Raw genomic sequence first — 17,670 nt, forward strand, 5'->3', positions numbered from 1 at the left:
AACCCACCAAAATAAGAACGCAAAGTTTATTTAATTATTTGAAATAGCGTTCTAGCCTAGGCCTTCGTCTTTGCCAGGGACATTTTCTTGCTCGCCATTTACAGGGGCCTACGGACTCTACGGCAGCCCTGACAATTCCAGATAACAACTAGTTACATATAAACACTGGAGTGCCATGACCCACCAATCCGACCTGAGCTACCGCTTCGAGCCCCTGGCCAGCCAGGACCCGTTCGAAGTGGTCTCGTTCACCCTCGACGAAGCCCTCAGCACCCCGTTCCGGCTGGTGCTCGAACTGGTCAGCTACGAAGACAACGTCGACTTCGGCCACCTGCTCGACAAACCCGCGCTGTTCACCATCCTGCGCGGCCAGCGCCCGATGCGCCATGTCCACGGCCTGATCAGCGCCTTCAGCCAGGGCGACACCGGCAACTGCCGCACCCGCTACCAGGCCGTGATCGAGCCCAAGCTGGCCCGCGCCGGGCTGCGCTCGAACTGGCGCATCTTCCAGCAGCAGAGCGTGCCGCAGATCCTCGAAACCCTGTTCAAGGCCCAGCGCATCACCGACTTCGAGCTGGGCCACAGCTTCCCCCACGCGCCCCGCGAGTTCTGCGTCCAGGCCGGCGAAACCGACCTCGCCTTCATCACCCGCCTGGCCGCCGAGGAAGGTTTCATCTACCGCTTCGTCCACAGCGCCAAGGGCCACCGCCTGCTCGTCAGCGACCGCGTGCTGACCCTGGGCATGATCAGCTCCAGCCTGGTCAAGCCCGAGGACGATGACGACGACGAAGGCTTCATCGACGACGACTACCCCGACCCGCTCGCCGTGCTCTACCACGCCAACAGCGGTGGCGACCAGGCCCGCCCCTGCCTGCGCCGCCTGCACTACCGCGAACAGGTGCGCACGGCTCGCCAGGTGCAGCGCGACTACTCCTTCACCCACCCGGCCTACCACCTGCAGCAGGAATTCAACGCCAGCGACCTGCAGCACCAGGCCGACGACTACGAGCGCTTCGACTACCCCGGCCGCTACAAGCGCGACGAGGTCGGCATCCCCTTCACCCGCCTTGCCACCCTGCGCCACGATGCACGCATCGCCGAGGTCGAGGGCGATGACGTGCGCCTGCAGCCGGGCCTGAGCTTCGACCTGGTCGAACACCCCCGCGAAGACCTCAACATCCATTGGCGGGTGGCCAGCGTGCGCCACGAAGGCGCGCAGTTCACCAGCCTGCAGGAGGAAGCCGCCGGCGCCGAGCAAGGCACGCGCTACTCGCAAGAGGCTCTGCTGGTGCCCGGGCGCATCGAGTGGCGCCCCGAGGCGCCGCCCAAGCCGCGCATCGACGGCCCGCACATGGCCACGGTGGTCGGCCCCGAGGGCGAGGAGATCTTTTGCGACGAGTGGGGCCGGGTCAAGGTCAGCTTCCCCTGGGACCGCGAGAGCCGCGACAACGAGTACAGCTCCTGCTGGGTGCGGGTGTCCCAGGGCTGGGCCGGCGGCGGCTGGGGCGCCATGGCCATCCCGCGGATCGGCCAGGACGTGGTCATCCAGTACGTCAACGCCGATCCCGACCAACCGATGATCACCGGGCGCACCTACTGCGGCAACCAGCGGCCGCCCTACGAGCTGCCCAAGCACCGCACGCGCATGACCATCAAGAGCAAGACCCACAAGGGGCAAGGTTTCAACGAGCTGCGCTTCGAGGATGAACTGGGGCAGGAAGAGGTGTTCATTCATGCGCAGCGGGATCAGAACAATCGGGTAGGCCATGACGAAACGACCTGCGTTGGCCGCAACCGCATCGAACAAGTGGGCAACGATGAGCAAATCAGCGTCGGCAACGACCTTCGCCAGGAAACCGGCAATGACCACACCCATGCCGTAGGCCGGGACTGTTGTCTGAACGTCGGCCAGGACCTGTCCGTACAGGTGAGCAATGATCGCAGCGAAACCATCGGGGTGAATCAACACACCCTCGTCGGTGGCAACAGCGAACTGCGGGTGGACGGTCATCAGCGCATTACCGTCGGCCAGGGCCTGGAGCAGCAGACAACAGTCTTTCGACTCACCGCCAGCGAACGTATCGAGCTCATAAGCCCAGGGGGAAGCCTCGTGCTCGACCAGCAGGGCCTTACGCTCAACGGGTTGACGCTCACCTTTCATGGCCCTACCCAAGCAGGGGCCGAAGGCGCCGGAAATGTCACGGCACTGGAGCTCACTGCGAACAACGGCAGTGCCTGTGAGGAAAAGGGCCGATGAACACCACTGGCTTGACCCAGTTCGTCATGGATCACCACACCTCGGACCAGTACTGCCACGTGCTGATCGACCCCACTGCGGTGTCCAGCCGAAGTGACCACGCCGTGCTCGAAGGTTTACGCCAAGGGCTGGGGGCGAAAGCACTGACGCCGATCTACAGGACCGACCTCGCCCACGCCCCCGACGCCCATCCGGTCCTGGCCTGCCTGGCGTCTCCGGGAGAACCCCTGCCGGAATCCCTGGTGACCCTGACGGCACGGGCAAGCCTGCGGGATGTTCAGCGACCTGGGCGTCTGGTCTGTGGCTGGCTATTCAGTGACACGCCTGCCGCGGCCCTGGCCGAGCACATCATGTCGCTGTGCGAGGTCTCGACCACGGGAATGCAGACCTGCTTCTATCCGGTATTCGAACCTGTACGCCTGGAACTGCTTGCAGCGGCCTACGAACACGCAGAGCAAATGCCATGGTGGCCCATCCACCGTTGGCTGTTTCTAACCAGCGGCGGGCTTGCCGTACACATGATCGGTGAGCCGTACGCCCAAAAGCCGATACCGGTCGCGGCTGGCGAAATGCAAGCCGAAGCTCCGCTGGTCCAGGCCATGCTCAGCGCCTGGCGCGCCCTGCTCCCACAGACCGATGGCCGGCCTACCCTGCCATCGGTCGCCGCCGTGCTGGCGTACGAAGAGATCGTCCAGGCACGCAGACAGGGCTTGAGCAAGCCAGCCGACATCATTGCCCTGGCCCTCCATCAACGCTGCCTGCACCCGCAATTGCATACCTACCCTGCGCTCCGCACGCTGATCGACAAAGCCGTGCATGCGCAGATCCCGCTGACCCAGACACTCGCCGAATACACCGAAGCCAACTGGCGCTATGTGCTTGCCAACCTGCCTCAATCCGGAGTACGCCCATGACCCTCAGCAAGCGAATCGCCCACGTCATCGCCGAATCCGTCCTGCCCCACGACCAGTGCCAGGCCTGCGAACGCAAGGGCCTGCCCATCCTGCCCCTGCGTCGCGCCCTGGTCCCGGACCTGCGCCCGGCCTACCGCTACCCCTTGGCCGGCGGCGATCAGGTCGCCACCCGCATGGGGCTGCGCACCCTGCGCACCGGCTACCTGTATGTCCTGCTCGACCAGCGCATCTGGTACGCCTACGAAGTCACCGACGAGGCCCACCTGCGCCGCTTCAACCCTATCGAGCCGCCACCCGCGCCACCGCGCCTGCTCGCCCGCCAGTGCCTGGGCGAAAACCACGACATCCCCTCCTCCTTCCTCACCGTAGACACCGAGGCCTTCTCCACCGCCTGGGTCGCCTTCAGCAGCGACGCCTGGCCGCCCAGCGTGCTCAATGCCTACCGCAACGCCAAGACCCCGCCCGAGCGCTTCCAAGTGCTGGACCTCGCCCTCGCCCGCAGCGCCCCCGCCCAGGTGGGCATGGCCATGACCCTCAGCGAGCTGCAGGTGGACCGCCAGGTCTTCGAGTACAACCAGCAACTGCCCGGCGCCTTCGACAGTGTCCATGGCTTTCACAGCCGCCTCCTGCGCCAGACCGCCACCCGCGGCTACCTGATCAACGCCATTGCCCGCCACCAGCTCGAACACGGCGTGCTCGCCCTGGTGCTCGACGACACCGTCGGCCTGGTCCAGGAGTACAACCACCAGCGCCTCAACTGGATCGCCCGACGCCAGCAATGGCGCGAGGACCCGCTGCGCGCCTATCAGCTGCAGACCTCGCAGATCCTGCTGACCCTGCGCGCCATGCAATGGCCCTGGGCCGAGCAGCGGACCCCGTCCTTCGAGCCCCACAGCGGCGATGGCCCGCCGGTGTTCGTCGACCCGCAGGTGGAGCGCCAGCGCGAGGTCGAACGGCGCGCCCGGGACGGCGTCGCCCGGCTCGAGGAGCGCTACCACGAGCCCCTGCGCGCGGGTTTTCAAGCCGAGTACGAGCGCCAGGAAGCCGAGTACCAGCGCTACATCGACCTGAATACCCAGGCCTACACCCAGCTCTGCGACAGCAGCCTGTTCCACGCCATCGAGGAACACGACTACGACGGCGACGACCGCGAGTCCGGCATCGCCTACAGCAAGACCATGGCCCTGTGCCTGGCCGGCGGCGTCACCGAGGCCCCCGACGCGGACGGCGAAGCCCGCACCCCTGCCCCGGGCAGCAGCGCGGCGCTGTGGCAGCGCTGGCTGCAGGATCCCAACAGCCCGCCCTACCGCGCCGTGCTCCTGCGCGACCGGGCCGTGCTCGCCGCGCTGCTACCCAGTTTCTCCACCACCGACCCCACCGACTGGGGCGACAGCGAGAAGCTCTATGGGGCGCTGAGCAAGGTCATCGCCAGTGACGATGCCGGCTTGAACCTGCGTGACACCCTGCGCCAGGCCATCGCAGAGACGCAAGGCGCGATCAATGGCGCCAGCCTGCGCCTGAAGCCCCTGCTGCCGCCCGGCGTGCAGCGCGCCGTGATGCGCCTGAACAGCGCCAGCCAGTGGCTGTACAACGGCGTGCAACTGATCGAGCTGCAGGTGCAGATGAAGCTCAGCGAGTACTACGCCCTGCAGAGCGCCCACCTGCGCGAGCTGCAGCACAAGGCCAGCGCGCAGACCGCCAAGGCCCGCGAGCGCATGCTCCTGGGCCTGCGCGAATTCGATGCCGAGGTGAGCGCGTCCAGGCGCTGGGTGCGGCCGGTCATCCAGCACGGGCTACTGAGCCTGGCGGTGCTCGACCCGAAGCTGGCGCACAGCGTCATCACCGTCAGCGTCTGGGTCGAGGGCACCGCCGACGTGCTGCAGCAGCGCCTGGCCCAGGAAGCCGGCCTGCGCGTCAACCAGCTCAGCGACGCCGCGCAGATCAGCTTGGTCAACCTCTCGGTCGCCGCGGGCACCCTCGACGCCAACGCCCGGCAACTGCTCCACGGCATGCGCATCACCGCGAAGCAGGCGGCGCAGCTGGTGCGCACCAGCTTCACCGGCGTGCGCGGCGTGGCGGGCAGCTGGGAGCTCCTGCTGGCCCTGGGCGGCTTGTACCTGACCCACGACAGCCTGGCGAAGAATCTGGAAAAGGCGGAAATCGAGATCGGCGAGAAATCCAGGGAAGCGGTGATGGCGTTGCATGGGTCCAAGCTGGCGATCCTTGGCGGCGGGATCGAGGCACTGGGCCTGATCATCAGGACCGGCGCCACGCAGATCAACACCAGGATCCCCATGACGCCTGCGGGGACGGCACGGATGGCCACGGTCATAGAAATGGGGCGGGCAACGGTCAGGGTAGGTGCCGTCATGGGGGCCGTGGCCGGGATTTACGATACGGCACAAGCTGTCTTTGCCTTAAAGCGAACATGGAAAGGCGGGGATAAAACAGCCGCATCAGCTTACACCTTTGCAGCAGCAACATCAGGCGTAGAAGTAATTTATTCAACAATAGCAGTTTTCAATGCTTCATTAATGGGCCCTTTAGGGATAGCGATTATCCTCGCCATAGCCTCTTATGGCATGGTCAAACTGGCGAAAAGCAAGGAGTCAAGTTCTATAGAGCGTTGGGCGATACGTTGCCATTTCGGCAAAGCCAATGAAAGCCCTGCCATTCACTGGGAATATCCCGAACATGCGGACATCGCCTTTGCAGCGTTAAACGCCGCTACATTAGGCATCGAGGCAGGCCTGAAATTCGAATCCCAAAGAGCCGACCCCACGCTCACGGCTAAAATCGGATGGATTGCCCAAGCGGCCACCGAGCAAAAGCTGACATTCAAGATCCTCCTCCCCAACATTGATGCCTCCAGCTACAGCTATCACTGGTCTCTAACCGTTCATCGACATGGCGATGGGGTTCCGTCCAACTACACGAGCGGCGAGATCATCGCCACAGGATCCCATGCAGTTTTACATCCATTGCCAACCTCGCAGAAAAAGCCGTCGTCGCGCCCCTCTCACAAAGTTAAAGACTACAGAGCAAATACCCTCAGCCAAAAAACCAGCAAAAATTCTGCAGTGTTGCACTCCGGGGGCTCCACTACCACCGAGTTCATAACCGGACATATAGAACTCACCCCAAGCCTTGGCAGGCACAGCATACAGGCTGCAACTTTAAACATGACTTACTGGCCAGACCGAAACTCCCCTGAGGCCTATGCACACTTAGAAATCAAGGCGATCAACGAATGACTAAAACCAATGAATACCTATCTCGCCATCCTCTGGGCTGGAAATGCGACCTGCCTCTCCCCAATGAAAAGCCCATACAAAAGACTAACGCAGCCTTACTACCACCCACACCAAACAAAATAAATGACACCTACATAGAAATCCCTAGATCCACTCACAAAATAAGAGGAGTATTTATCATTGGAGGCGCACTATGCCTCCTAATTACGCTATTACCAATCGCAGTTCTTGCAGCAACGATAATAGCCGGAAGCGTAAAAGCCGCAGCAGACATAATCACAATAGCAATTGTCACACTAGCAGGCATATATTGGGCAACTATATTCTTTGTCCGCATGGATATCGAACTTCCACGCGACGAACCAATCCGCTTCAACCGACTCAGGCAAAAAGTCTATTTTTATGAATTTCGATTTGATCGCATCCATATATTCAGCCGAAAGAAATGGGGGGTGCGCCCCGTAGCCTACGACTGGAAAGACCTCATCGCCGAAGCCTGTAGTGTCTACGCCCCCATGGGCAATGGTGGAGTCGTCGAGAAAGTCCTTATCGCAGTCCGCAAGCCAGGTACCGATGAAATCATCGACCGTCTTTTCTTCACCCATAACATCGAGGATGGCAAGCGATACTGGGAGATCATCAGACTGTTCATGCAACAGGGCCCCGACGCCCTTCCCACCTTCGATCGCCCGCCCCGCGATTGGGACAATGACTTCGAACTAACCCCCATTCGCCGATTAGCCCCCAGGGTGCAATGGCCGGAAGCGATAGACCGTGAGTCCCGTACTGGCCCTACAGCAGGAGAACCCACATGAAACCAGTCGTCCTTGTAGGCCACCTGCACGAATGCCCGCTGCATGGCGCGGGTGTGGTGGAAACCGGCAGTGAAACCTATCACTTCAATGGCAAACCCGTTGCCCGGGTCGGAGACCGTATCAGCTGTGGGGCGCTGATCGAGACAGGGGCCGCGCACTTTCTCATCGATGGCAAGCGTGTTGCACGCCAGGGCGATCGCACCAGTCATGGCGGCACGCTTGTCGAGGGGGACTCTGGGTGGTTTCTCGACTAAAGGGACCAGTCAGCGCCTGTTTCACTGGAGGTTTCGCGACAACCCGTGGATCCGCGACAAGACCCGCAACCACCGCGACACCTTTCTGCAACAGGTCCTGGAGCAGGCCGGTAGCACCTACGACGATGCCTGGCTCGCCGAGATATCCCCTTGGTGTTCGAACCTGCACAGCTGGCGTGTGGCTGCAGCGTTTTGTCTTCCTGTAGGCCGGGCAATGCCAGAGCGTAAGCCAACCTGGGGAGGTTGGCTGGCAGTGCCGTCGACATCGCGGGGCAAGCCCGCTCCCACGCTGGTGTGTGCAGCGCTGGGAGCTGTAGAGCGCCGGCACCGCCAGTGGCGGCATGTTTACCCCATGAACAGACGGTACGCCGGATTCTCCGTCTCGTCCCAGTACTGATAGCCCATTTCGTCCAGCGCCTGTGGCAACCCGGCCAGTTCGTCGTCCGGCACCTCCAGCCCGGCGAACACCCGCGCCTGTGCCGCGCCGTGGTTGCGGTAGTGGAACAGGCTGATGTTCCAGCGCTTGCCCAGACGCTCGAGGAAGCCCAGCAGCGCCCCAGGACGCTCGGGGAACTCGAAGCGCAGCACCCGCTCGCCGGCCCCCGGCGCCGCGTGGCCGCCGACGGTGTGGCGCACGTGCAGCTTGGCCAGTTCGTTGTCGGTCAGGTCGAGCACCTGGTAGCCCTGCTCGTGCAGGCTGGTTAGCAGTTGCTCCCGTGGGTCGTGCTGGGGGTGGGTCTGCACGCCGACGAACAGGCGCGCCTCCTTGCCCGGGTAGTAGCGGTAGTTGAATTCGGTGATCTGGCGCTTGCCCAGGGCCAGGCAGAAGGCGCGGAAGCTGCCAGGGCGCTCGGGGATGGTCACGGCGATGATCGCCTCGCGCTGCTCGCCCAGCTCGGCGCGCTCGGCCACGTGGCGCAGGCGGTCGAAGTTGACGTTGGCACCGGAGTCGATGGCCACCAGGGCCTGGCCCTGCAGGCCCTCGCGTGCCACGTAGCGTTTGATGCCGGCCACGGCCAGGGCGCCGGAGGGCTCGGTGATCGAGCGGGTGTCGTCGTAGATGTCCTTGATCGCCGCGCACAGCTCGTCACTGCTGACCGTCACCACCTCGTCGACAAAGTGGCGGCACAACTCGAAGCAGTGCGCGCCGATCTGCGCCACCGCCACGCCGTCGGCGAAGGTGCCGACCTGCGGCAGGATCACCCGCTCGCCAGCGGCCATGGCGGCCTGCAGGCAGTTGGAGTCCTCCGGCTCGACGCCGATCACCTTGACCTCGGGGCGCAGGTACTTGACGTAGGCGGCGATGCCGGCGATCAGGCCGCCGCCGCCGACCGGGACGAAGATCGCATGCAGCGGGCCGGGGTGCTGGCGAAGGATCTCCATGGCCACGGTGCCCTGCCCGGCGATGACGTCGGGGTCGTCGAACGGCGGCACGAAGGTCGCGCCGTCGCGATCGGCCAGTTGCAGGGCATGGGCCAAAGCGTGGGGGAAGCTTTCGCCGTGCAGCACCACATGGCCACCCCGTGAACGCACGCCTTCGACCTTGAGCGAGGGGGTGGTGGTGGGCATGACGATGGTGGTCTTGATGCCCAGGTGCGAGCCGGCCAGGGCCACGCCCTGGGCATGGTTGCCGGCCGACGCGGTGATGACGCCGCGCTCGCGCTGGGCGGGGGTCAGGCGCGACAGCCGGGTGTAGGCGCCGCGGATCTTGAAGGAGAACGTCGGTTGCAGGTCTTCGCGCTTGAGCAGGACCTGGTTGCCCAGGCTGGCCGACAGGGCCGGCGCCACTTGCAAAGGGGTTTCGATGGCCAGGTCGTACACCGGGGCCGAGAGAATCCGGCGCACTTGTTCGGACAGCAGTTGCTGGGGCGTTGCCGGGGTACGCAGGGTGGCGCTGAGGCTGGTCATCGATGACTCCTGGTTTTTTTGTAGTGCCCAGGAGTCAGAGAGAAGAAACCCGCCTCCAGGGCGGGTTCAGTGCATGTGTGCGCTAGCCCGCCAAGCTGATAATGGCGGTAATAATGCTGAGGGCGCGACGCTGCGGGAATAGGTTCATGGGGTGGGAAGCTAGCGTGGGAGCGAGGGGGAAGTCAAGGGCTTGCCACCTTTCACAACACGCAGCAAACATCAAGCGATCAGGATCGCGCTGGGCCTGCCACACCTCTCACAAGCTAACCCCCAAGGCCCGCCGCACCGACTCGCCACGCGCATCATCCACCGCACTGACCAGGGCAAAGTTGTAGTCCCCATGGGACCAGTAACGCGCCTGCAACTGCCCATCGACGCGCTGCCCGCTGGGCATCCGCTCGAAGTGCTCGCCGGGCGAACGCAGGAACAGGCTGATGCGCTGCCCCTGGCGATCCTGGAACACCAGCAGCGCCGCCGGCCCCGCCTCGTTGCTCAACAGGCGTGCGCCCACCGGCTGCAGGCCATAGCCAGACAGGTCCGGCAACTGGCCGACACGGTTGAAGTGACGCCCCAGCCAGGCTTGCAGCCGCGCCGGATCGCTGGCCTGGATATCCAGCGAGGTCGCCTCGGCGAACAGTCGGTGGGCCGCCACGGCGTCGGCCATCGGCAGCATGCCGGCGAACAGCGTTGCCTCGCGCGCCTGCCAGCCGCCCAGGCCGCCCAGGCCCACGGCCAGCAGCAATACCGCCGCCTGTGCCAGGCGCCATTGCCGGCGCTGGCGCAGGCGACGGCGCAAGGGCGCCAGGTCCAGCGCCGGATCGCTCGGCTGCTCGCCGAAGCCCGCCAGGGCCGCGCGCAGGCGCCGGGCATCGCCGCGCCAGGCCTCGATGCGCGCCGCCTCCTGCGGGTTGGCCGCCAGCCACGCCTCGACCTCGGCCCGCCGCGCCGGCTCCAGGCGCTCGTCGACGTAGGCGTGCAACTCGTGCTCGGTTGGGATCAGGCGTGTCATTTGAGTCTCCGCAGGGCCGGGGGCGTGGGATGGCCCTCGGTCAGTTCACGCAGGGCGGCGCGGGCACGCGACAGGCGCGACATCACCGTGCCGATGGGAATGCCGAGGGTGTCGGCCGCCTCCCTGTAGCTCAGGCCTTCGACGCTGACCAGCAGCAACAGGGCGCGCTGCTCGGCCGACAGCCGGGCAAAGGCACGCAGGTCAGCCTGGGCCAGGACGATGCTCTCGATCTCGCCGCCGGCCGGTTCCTCGGCCTGGCCCCGACCGAACCAGGCCAGCCAGCGCGCGTGCAGGCGCTCGCGACGCTTGCCGTCGAGGAACAGCCGGTAAAGGATGGTGAACAGCCAGGGTCGCAGGCCCTCGGCGTGGCGCTGCTGGCCACGGCGGCTCAGGGCGCGTTCGACCGTGGCCTGGACCAGATCGTCGGCACCGCCGGGCTCGCGGGTCAGCCACAGGGCGAAGCGGCGCAGGCGTTGCAGCAGCTCGCGCCATTGTTGGTCGTCCAGATCGTGCATGGTCGGGTTCCGGGCCCCAATGGGCAGTCAGTGTAATGGGCAGACGGCCCGGCACGAAATCTATTCCCCCGGCGGGAATAAATCGTTCGCCCTTGCGTCGTACCGGCTCAACCCAACTGACCGGAGCGTCCCCATGACCACTCCCCTGCATGGCCCCGCCAAGGCCCTGCGCCTGGCCGCCATCGGCGCCACCCTCGCCGCCCTCGGTGCGGGCTTCGCCTATGCCGCCGGCTGGATCGGCGCGCCAGGGCTGACCCCGCAGCGCATCATCGACACCTTCGAGGCCCAGGCCGGCCATTATCCCGGCTATCGGAAAAACCATGCCAAGGGCTTGTGCGTCAGCGGTTACTTCCAGGCGAGCGGGCAGGCTGCGGCGCTCTCCAGCGCCCGCGTGTTCAGCCAGGCCCGGGTGCCGGTGATCGGTCGCTTCGCCATCGGCGGCGCCAACCCGTTCGCCCCGGACACCGCCATACCGGTACGCAGCCTGGCGATCCAGTTGAGCAGCGATGACGGCCAGGTCTGGCGCACCGGCATGAACAACCCGCCGGTGCTGGCGGTGAGCACGCCCGAGGGGTTCTACCAGCAGGTGCTGGCCGGGGCACCCGACCCGGCCACCGGCAAGCCGGACCCGGCAAAACTGCAGGCGTTCTTCGCCAGCCACCCGGAAAGCACGGCGTTTCGCCAGTGGGCGGCCAGCTACAAGCCCAGCAACAGCTTTGCCAGCACCGCCTACAACAGCATCAATGCTTTTCGCCTGATCGATGCCCAAGGCAACGCCCACCCGGTGCGCTGGGCCCTGGAGCCGCAGACACCGTTCGCCGCCCTGCCTGCCCAGGTCGATGACAAGCAGTTCCTCCAGCACGACCTCCAGCAACGCCTGGCCCGAGGCCCGCTGCGCTGGACCCTGCGCCTGACCCTGGCCGAGCACGGCGACCCGGTGGACGACCCTGCCCGTCCCTGGCCCGCCGAACGCCGCAGCATCGACGCCGGCACCTTGGTGCTGGAGCAGGTCGATGCCCCCGAGCAGGGCGCCTGCCGCGACCTGAACTTCGACCCGCTGATCCTGCCCCACGGCATCGAACCGTCCGCCGACCCGATTCTCGCCGCCCGCTCGGCGGCCTACTCGGTGTCATTCAACCGCCGCAGCCACGAAGCGCTGAGCGAAGGAGCCCGCCCATGACCCCCGCCGCCTTCCACCCCCTGGCCCGCCTGCTGCACTGGCTGATGGCCACGCTGATCCTGGCCATGCTGTTCATCGGCGTGAACATGGTCGGCGACCTGTCGCCACGGCACCCGCTGCTGGTCGAGCTGCACAAGGCCACCGGCCTGGCCCTGCTGGTGCTGGTGATCCTGCGCATCGCCCTGCGCCTGGGCCTGCCACACCCGGCGCTGCCCGGCGACCTGCCGCGCCTGCAACGGCTGGCCGCCGGCGCCTCGCACCTGCTGCTGTACGGCCTGATGCTGGCCATGCCGCTGCTCGGCTGGGCCATGCTCTCGGCCGGTGGCTATCCACGCCCCCTGCAACTGCCCGCCATCGCGCCCCACGACCTGCAGCTGTACGCCGTGCTGCGCCAGGCCCACGGCTGGGCGGGTTACCTGCTGTTCGCCACCGTGCTGCTGCACCTGGGCGCGGCGTTGGTGCATGCCCTGGTGCGCCGTGACGGCGTCTTGCGTAGCATGTGGCCAGGCCCGCTGCACCGCAGTGAATGAGCATTGCCGGGGTCGACACATGTAAATAATTATTACTAACATTGGCGCTCATTTCGTCGAACTGCCCCGGACTGCCCCATGAACGTTGCAAAGGACACTGCCGCCTTGACCCCGGCCAGCACCCTGGACCTGCGTCCACTGATGCTGGTGAACATGGCCTGCACCATGGCGATGATGGCCTTCGTCGCCCTGATCGGCCCCATCGCCCGCCTGCTGGGGATGGCCACCTGGCAGGCCGGGGCGGCGGTGACGGTGGCCGGCGTGGTCTGGGTGCTGTTGGCGCGGCCCTGGGGGCGCCTGGCCGACCGTTATGGCCGGCGTCGCGTGCTGCTGCTGGGCAGTGGCGGTTTCACCCTGGCCTATTGGGTGCTGTGCCTGTTCATCGACGGTGCGTTGCGCTGGCTGCCGGGCGCGAGCGTGGCGTTCTTCGGGCTGATGCTGGCCCGCGGCCTGATCGGCGCCTTCTACGCCGCGCTGCCGGTGGGCGGCAACGCGCTGATCGCCGACCATGTCGAGCCCCAGCGCCGGGCCCGGGCCATGGCTTCGCTGGGCGCGGCCAATGCCGTCGGCCTGGTGGTCGGCCCGGCACTGGCCGCGCTGCTGTCGCGCTACAGCCTGAGCCTGCCGTTCTATGCGATGTCGCTGCTACCGGCGACGGCGTTCGTGGTGCTGCTGCTCAAGCTCAAGCCCCAGCCATTGGCGCAAAGCCATGCGCCCAATCCGGTGCGCCTGTCCGACCCACGCCTGCGTCGCCCGCTGCTGGTGGCCTTCAGCGCCATGCTGAGCATCACCGTGTCGCAGATCGCCGTCGGCTTCTTCGCCCTCGACCGCCTGCGCCTGGAGGCCGGTGACGCCGCCCAGGCCGCGGGCATCGCCTTGACCTGCGTGGGCGTGGCCCTGATGCTGGCACAGGTGTTCCTGCGCAGGCTCGAGTGGCCACCGGCGAAAATGATCCGTGTCGGCGCCAGCATCTCCGGCCTGGGCTTCGCCGCCGCAGCGCTGGCAACCCACGCACCCTGGCTGTGGAGCGCATTCTTCGTCGCCGCGTTCGGCATGGGCTTTGTCTTTCCGGCATTCTCCGCCCTGGCGGCCAACGCCATGCACGCCAGCGAACAGGGCGCCACGGCCGGCTCGATCGGCGCCGCCCAAGGCATGGGCGCGGTGATCGGGCCACTGGCCGGCACCCTTGTCTATGCCCTCGACCCGCGCCTGCCGTTCCTCGCCGTCGGTGCCCTGCTGTTGCTGGTGGGGCTGTGGCCGGTAGCCGCCGACCAGCGTCACTGAGACGCACAGCGCGCAAGCCTGCAGAGTGTGTTTTAATGCCTCGCCCATTATTTTTGACACCTCTGCAAACAAGGCGGCTATGGACACGGGGACACGACTCAAACTGGTGCGTGAACGCAACAACCTCTCCCAACGGGAACTGGCCCGCCGCAGCGGCCTGACCAACTCGACCATCTCGCAGATCGAGCAGAACCGGGTCAGCCCTTCGGTCAGTTCCCTCAAGAAACTGCTCGAAGGGATCCCCATGTCCCTGGCGGAGTTCTTCAGTTTCGACGAGCCGGTACGCGAGGAACGTTACGTTTTCCGTGGCGGCGAGCAGCCCGACCTGGGCCGTAACGGCCTGCGCATGCTGTTGGTTGGTGCCAGCGTCGAAGGCCGACAGATGCGCATGCTGCGCGAGCTGTATGCGCCGGGCGCCGACTCCGGCGAGCCGATCGTCCACGCCGAAGGCGAGGAATGCGGCCTGGTCACCCGAGGCACCATGGAGCTGTGGGTCGATGGCCAGGTCAGCGTGCTTAACGCAGGCGATGGTTACTACATCCCCACCACCCTGCCCCACACCTTCAAGAATATCGGCCCCGACGAGGCCGAGATCATCAGCGCCAACACCCCGGCGAACTTCTGATTCGCCCATGACCACCGTCGCCAGCCGCGAGGCGTACCAGTGCCTGCGCGATGCCGCCCTTGGCGTGCGGCCGCTGGTGACGATCGCCCGCCTGGCCGGCGGGCAGGTCGAGGTGCTGATCGACGGCTGGCGCCTGACCCTGGTGCTGGACGGCGAAGGCCTGGCCCACTGCAGCCATTGCCAGAGCCCGGATGGACGCCGGGGCGCGCTGGACGACTGGCACCGCTACGGCACCAATCCGGTGGATCACCTGAGCATCTGGGAACGCAGTCAAATAGAACGACTGCTGGCCTGCCCCATGTGCAATCCCCTGTAGGAGCGGCCTCGTGCCGCGAAAGGGCCGCGAAGCGGACCCGGCGATCTTTGCGTTAACGCTGAAATCCCGGGGCCGCTTCGCGGCCCTTTCGCGGCACGAGGCCGCTCCTACAGGGGGTGGCATGGCCAGGTCGTCAAGCCTGCCTGACTAAGGCCTGCTCGACGAAATCCAGCCGGTCCTGACCGAAGAACATCTGCCCGTCGACGAAGAACGTCGGCGCGCCGAACACACCGCGCTCGACCGCCTCCTCGGTGGCTTGGCGCAAGGCGTCCTTGACCTCGGGCCGCGTGGCCAGCTCTTGGAACATCTCGGCCTCGAAACCACCCGCGGCCAGGGTCTCACCCAATACCGCAGGGTCTCCCAGATTGCGCCCGTGCACGAACAGCCCTTCGAACAGCACCTTCAACAGCGCCTCGAACCGCGCTTCGGCAAACAACTGAACGCCGATCAGCCCGCGCATCAGGTTCAGGGTATTGATTGGAAACCCTGGCGGCAGGGTCAGGGGCACCCCATAGCGATCGGCATAGCGCTTGAGGTCGATGCGCATATAGCGCCCCTTGGCCGGCACCATGACCGGCGAGGCGTTGCCGGTGGCCTGGAACACCCCGCCCAACAGGATCGGCTTGTACACCAACCGCGCCCCGTGACGCGCGCACAGGGCGGGCAGCTGGGTCGAGGCCAGGTAAGTGGCCGGGCTGCCCAGGTCCAGGAAGAACTCGACGGTCTTGCTCATGATTCGTTCCTTGTATGAGGGTGGGACTTACCAGCGCTCCATCCACGGGCGCAGGTCAAGTTCGAAGGTCCAGGCATCCCGTGGCTGGGCGTGCAGGAACCAGTAGCTGTCGGCGATGTGCGCAGGATCGAGGATGCCGTCCTGGTCCTTGAGCGCATAGCGTTCGGGGAAGCTGTCGCGGATGAACGCGGTGTCGATGGCGCCGTCGACCACCACATGGCCGACATGGATGTTCTGTGGCCCAAGCTCGCGCGCCATGCTCTGGGCCAGGGCGCGCAGGCCGTGCTTGGCCCCGGCGAAGGCGGCGAAACCGGCCGCGCCGCGGGTGCCGGCAGTGGCGCCGGTAAAGAGAATGGTGCCGCGCTCGCGGGTCACCATGCGCCGGGCGACCGCCTGGGCGGTGAGAAAGCCGGCGAAGCAGGCCATTTCCCAGATCTTGAAGTACTTGCGCGGGGTTTCCTCGAGGATGCTGCACGGGACATTGGCGCCGATATTGAAGACAAAGGCGTCGATCGGGCCGATATCGCGCTCGATGGTCTCGACCAGCTCGGCCACCTCCTCTTCCTTGCGCGCATCCGACCCGAAGCCATGAGCCTGACCGCCCGCGGCGCGTATCTCGTCGAGCAACGGCTGCAGCTTGTCCGCCTGGCGCCGGGTGACACAGGCGACATACCCCTCGCGGGCGAAACGCTTGGCGATCTCGCCACCGGTGGCGTCGCCCGCGCCGATCACCAGCACGACCTTTTGTTGTTCTGCCATGGATCGCTCCATTGATGAATGATCGCTTAGTAAACGAACGCTATGCTACGATCAGCTGATCGTCAAGCCCGCGCCAAGAGGTTCCGCGCATGCGCTACAGCACCGACCACAAGCAGCAGACCCGCGAGAAGCTGCTGGCCAGCAGCGGCGCCCTGGCCAAGCGCGGGGGTTTCGCCGCCACTGGCGTAGCCGGATTGATGAAGGCCATCGGCCTGACCGGCGGCGCCTTCTACAACCATTTCCCGTCCAAGGACGACCTGTTCAGCGAGATCGTCCGCCGCGAACTGGCCAACAGCCCGTTGGCGCGCCTGGTCGAGCGTGGCGCCGATCGCCCCCGGCTCAGGCGCCTGCTCGAGCAGTACCTGAGCCTGGCCCATCTGCACAATGCCGAAGGCGGCTGCCCGCTGCCGCCATTGGGCGTGGAGATCGCCCGCGCCGAGCGACCGGTGCGCGAACAGGCCGAGCACTGGCTGGTGGAGCTGCACCAGGCCTGGAGCGAGACCCTCGACGACCCCGAGCTGGCCTGGGCCCTGCTCAGCCAGTGCGTCGGCGCGCTGGTGGTGGGCCGTATGCTGGCCAGCGAGCCAGTGCAGGCGCAGGTGCTGGACGCCAGCCGTAAAATGGTCGGACGGGTCTTCGATGAGGCTCGCTAGTACCCTGCTCGGACTGCTGCTGGCCCTGCCCGCCTTCGCCCAGGAACGTTGTCCGACCGGGCAATACCAAGTGTGTCTGGTGGTGTGTTTCTGCGCGCCCATCGACCCCAACCAGGGTGGCCAGGTGCTGCAGGATGTCGAGCGCATGGCCACCGGCAGCCTGGTGTTCGCCCTGCGCCAGGCTCGCGACGAGGCCACTGCCAACGGCAGCCAGCCGATCCCCTTGCATATCCGCGCCCAGCTCGAGCCCTGGTACGACTTCGCCGTGCTCGACGCGGCGCGCTACCGGGTGGGCGATGAACAGCAGATCAGCGCCGCCAATGCATTGCTGCAGAACCCGGATGTCAACGCGGTGACCCTGATCGACACCATCATCTTCCGCCGCAGCGCCGATGCCGAGGACAACGTGGCGCTGTGGGCCCATGAGCTCAAGCATGTGCAGCAGTACCAGGAACTGGGGGTGGAGGAATTCGCCCGGCGCTATACCCGGGATTACCAGGCGCTGGAGGGGCCGGCCTACGAGATCGAGGCGCAGGTGGCCAAGGCGTTGCGCGAAAAGGCATCCGGCGGCCCACGCTGATTACATCGCCCCCCTGTAGGAGCGGCCTTGTGCCGCGAAAGGGCTGCAGAGCAGCCCCGGCGATTTATGCGTCAACGCTGAAAT

General features: G+C 65.8%; 17 protein-coding genes. 12 read left to right on the top strand and 5 right to left on the bottom strand.

Annotated features, from left to right (window positions below; all coding sequences use genetic code 11):
* The first annotated feature begins 175 nt into the window (after window positions 1–175).
* Genes K2O50_RS15100 through K2O50_RS15120 form a run of 5 tightly spaced genes read left to right on the top strand, consistent with a single transcriptional unit; the run spans window position 176 to window position 7,494 of the window.
* A complete protein-coding gene (locus K2O50_RS15100; RefSeq protein ID WP_050705444.1) occupies window positions 176–2,257 on the top strand; it encodes a type VI secretion system Vgr family protein in 2,082 nt (693 codons plus the stop codon).
* Window positions 2,254–3,171 (top strand): hypothetical protein, encoded by a 918-nt coding sequence (locus K2O50_RS15105; RefSeq protein WP_050705443.1) that lies wholly within the window; start codon window positions 2,254–2,256, stop codon window positions 3,169–3,171. The genes K2O50_RS15100 and K2O50_RS15105 overlap by 4 nt, the downstream gene beginning before the upstream one ends.
* Window positions 3,168–6,425: a T6SS effector BTH_I2691 family protein gene (locus K2O50_RS15110; protein ID WP_220689821.1), complete on the top strand. Its 3,258-nt coding sequence runs from the start codon at window positions 3,168–3,170 to the stop codon at window positions 6,423–6,425. The genes K2O50_RS15105 and K2O50_RS15110 overlap by 4 nt, the downstream gene beginning before the upstream one ends.
* A complete protein-coding gene (locus K2O50_RS26785) occupies window positions 6,422–7,240 on the top strand; it encodes a DUF6708 domain-containing protein (protein WP_310889552.1) in 819 nt (272 codons plus the stop codon). Before K2O50_RS15110 ends, K2O50_RS26785 begins: the two co-directional genes overlap by 4 nt.
* Window positions 7,237–7,494 (top strand): PAAR domain-containing protein, encoded by a 258-nt coding sequence (locus K2O50_RS15120; protein WP_050705508.1) that lies wholly within the window; start codon window positions 7,237–7,239, stop codon window positions 7,492–7,494. The genes K2O50_RS26785 and K2O50_RS15120 overlap by 4 nt, the downstream gene beginning before the upstream one ends.
* A gap of 345 nt (window positions 7,495–7,839) precedes the next feature.
* On the opposite strand, the gene ilvA is transcribed toward K2O50_RS15120, so the two are convergent.
* The 3 genes from ilvA to K2O50_RS15135 all read right to left on the bottom strand — a co-directional run bounded on the left by ilvA (window position 7,840) and on the right by K2O50_RS15135 (window position 10,926).
* Window positions 7,840–9,402, bottom strand: coding sequence for a threonine ammonia-lyase, biosynthetic (gene ilvA / locus K2O50_RS15125; protein ID WP_050705507.1), 1,563 nt, complete (start codon window positions 9,400–9,402; stop codon window positions 7,840–7,842).
* Window positions 9,403–9,658: 256 nt separating this feature from the next.
* Window positions 9,659–10,411, bottom strand: a complete 753-nt coding sequence (locus K2O50_RS15130; protein WP_050705506.1) for an anti-sigma factor — start codon at window positions 10,409–10,411, stop codon at window positions 9,659–9,661.
* Entirely contained in the window at window positions 10,408–10,926 is a 519-nt protein-coding gene (locus K2O50_RS15135; RefSeq protein ID WP_050705505.1) for a sigma-70 family RNA polymerase sigma factor, read from the bottom strand. The genes K2O50_RS15130 and K2O50_RS15135 overlap by 4 nt, the downstream gene beginning before the upstream one ends.
* Window positions 10,927–11,059: 133 nt before the next feature.
* On the opposite strand from K2O50_RS15135, the gene K2O50_RS15140 reads away from it, so the two are divergent.
* The 5 genes from K2O50_RS15140 (at window position 11,060) to K2O50_RS15160 (ending at window position 14,861) form a co-directional block, all read left to right on the top strand.
* Window positions 11,060–12,106, top strand: coding sequence for a catalase family peroxidase (locus K2O50_RS15140; protein WP_220689822.1), 1,047 nt, complete (start codon window positions 11,060–11,062; stop codon window positions 12,104–12,106).
* Window positions 12,103–12,636 carry a cytochrome b gene (locus K2O50_RS15145; RefSeq protein ID WP_050705871.1) on the top strand — a complete coding sequence of 178 codons (534 nt, stop codon included), beginning with the start codon at window positions 12,103–12,105 and terminating at the stop codon, window positions 12,634–12,636. The genes K2O50_RS15140 and K2O50_RS15145 overlap by 4 nt, the downstream gene beginning before the upstream one ends.
* A gap of 78 nt (window positions 12,637–12,714) precedes the next feature.
* A complete protein-coding gene (locus tag K2O50_RS15150; protein WP_050705831.1) occupies window positions 12,715–13,920 on the top strand; it encodes an MFS transporter in 1,206 nt (401 codons plus the stop codon).
* A gap of 79 nt (window positions 13,921–13,999) precedes the next feature.
* The gene (locus tag K2O50_RS15155) at window positions 14,000–14,545 is read left to right on the top strand and encodes a cupin domain-containing protein (protein ID WP_050705832.1); all 546 of its coding nucleotides are present in this window, start codon (window positions 14,000–14,002) and stop codon (window positions 14,543–14,545) included.
* A gap of 7 nt (window positions 14,546–14,552) precedes the next feature.
* Window positions 14,553–14,861, top strand: a complete 309-nt coding sequence (locus K2O50_RS15160) for a hypothetical protein (protein WP_050705833.1) — start codon at window positions 14,553–14,555, stop codon at window positions 14,859–14,861.
* Window positions 14,862–14,994: 133 nt separating this feature from the next.
* Here the strand turns inward: K2O50_RS15160 and K2O50_RS15165 are convergent, their stop codons facing one another.
* Together K2O50_RS15165 and K2O50_RS15170 are read right to left on the bottom strand one after the other, a co-directional pair.
* A complete protein-coding gene (locus K2O50_RS15165; protein WP_050705834.1) occupies window positions 14,995–15,594 on the bottom strand; it encodes a 2-hydroxychromene-2-carboxylate isomerase in 600 nt (199 codons plus the stop codon).
* Between the two features lie 27 nt (window positions 15,595–15,621).
* Complete coding sequence (locus K2O50_RS15170) at window positions 15,622–16,353, bottom strand: SDR family oxidoreductase (protein ID WP_050705835.1); 732 nt, start codon at window positions 16,351–16,353, stop codon at window positions 15,622–15,624.
* A gap of 89 nt (window positions 16,354–16,442) precedes the next feature.
* On the opposite strand from K2O50_RS15170, the gene K2O50_RS15175 reads away from it, so the two are divergent.
* Both K2O50_RS15175 and K2O50_RS15180 read left to right on the top strand, forming a co-directional pair.
* Window positions 16,443–17,006, top strand: coding sequence for a TetR/AcrR family transcriptional regulator (locus K2O50_RS15175; protein WP_050705836.1), 564 nt, complete (start codon window positions 16,443–16,445; stop codon window positions 17,004–17,006).
* Window positions 16,993–17,586, top strand: coding sequence for a DUF4157 domain-containing protein (locus tag K2O50_RS15180; protein WP_050705837.1), 594 nt, complete (start codon window positions 16,993–16,995; stop codon window positions 17,584–17,586). The genes K2O50_RS15175 and K2O50_RS15180 overlap by 14 nt, the downstream gene beginning before the upstream one ends.
* Window positions 17,587–17,670 lie beyond the last annotated feature (84 nt).

This window comes from Pseudomonas sp. 2hn, assembly GCF_019646095.1.
In the GTDB taxonomy this organism is placed as follows: domain Bacteria; phylum Pseudomonadota; class Gammaproteobacteria; order Pseudomonadales; family Pseudomonadaceae; genus Aquipseudomonas; species Aquipseudomonas peradeniyensis.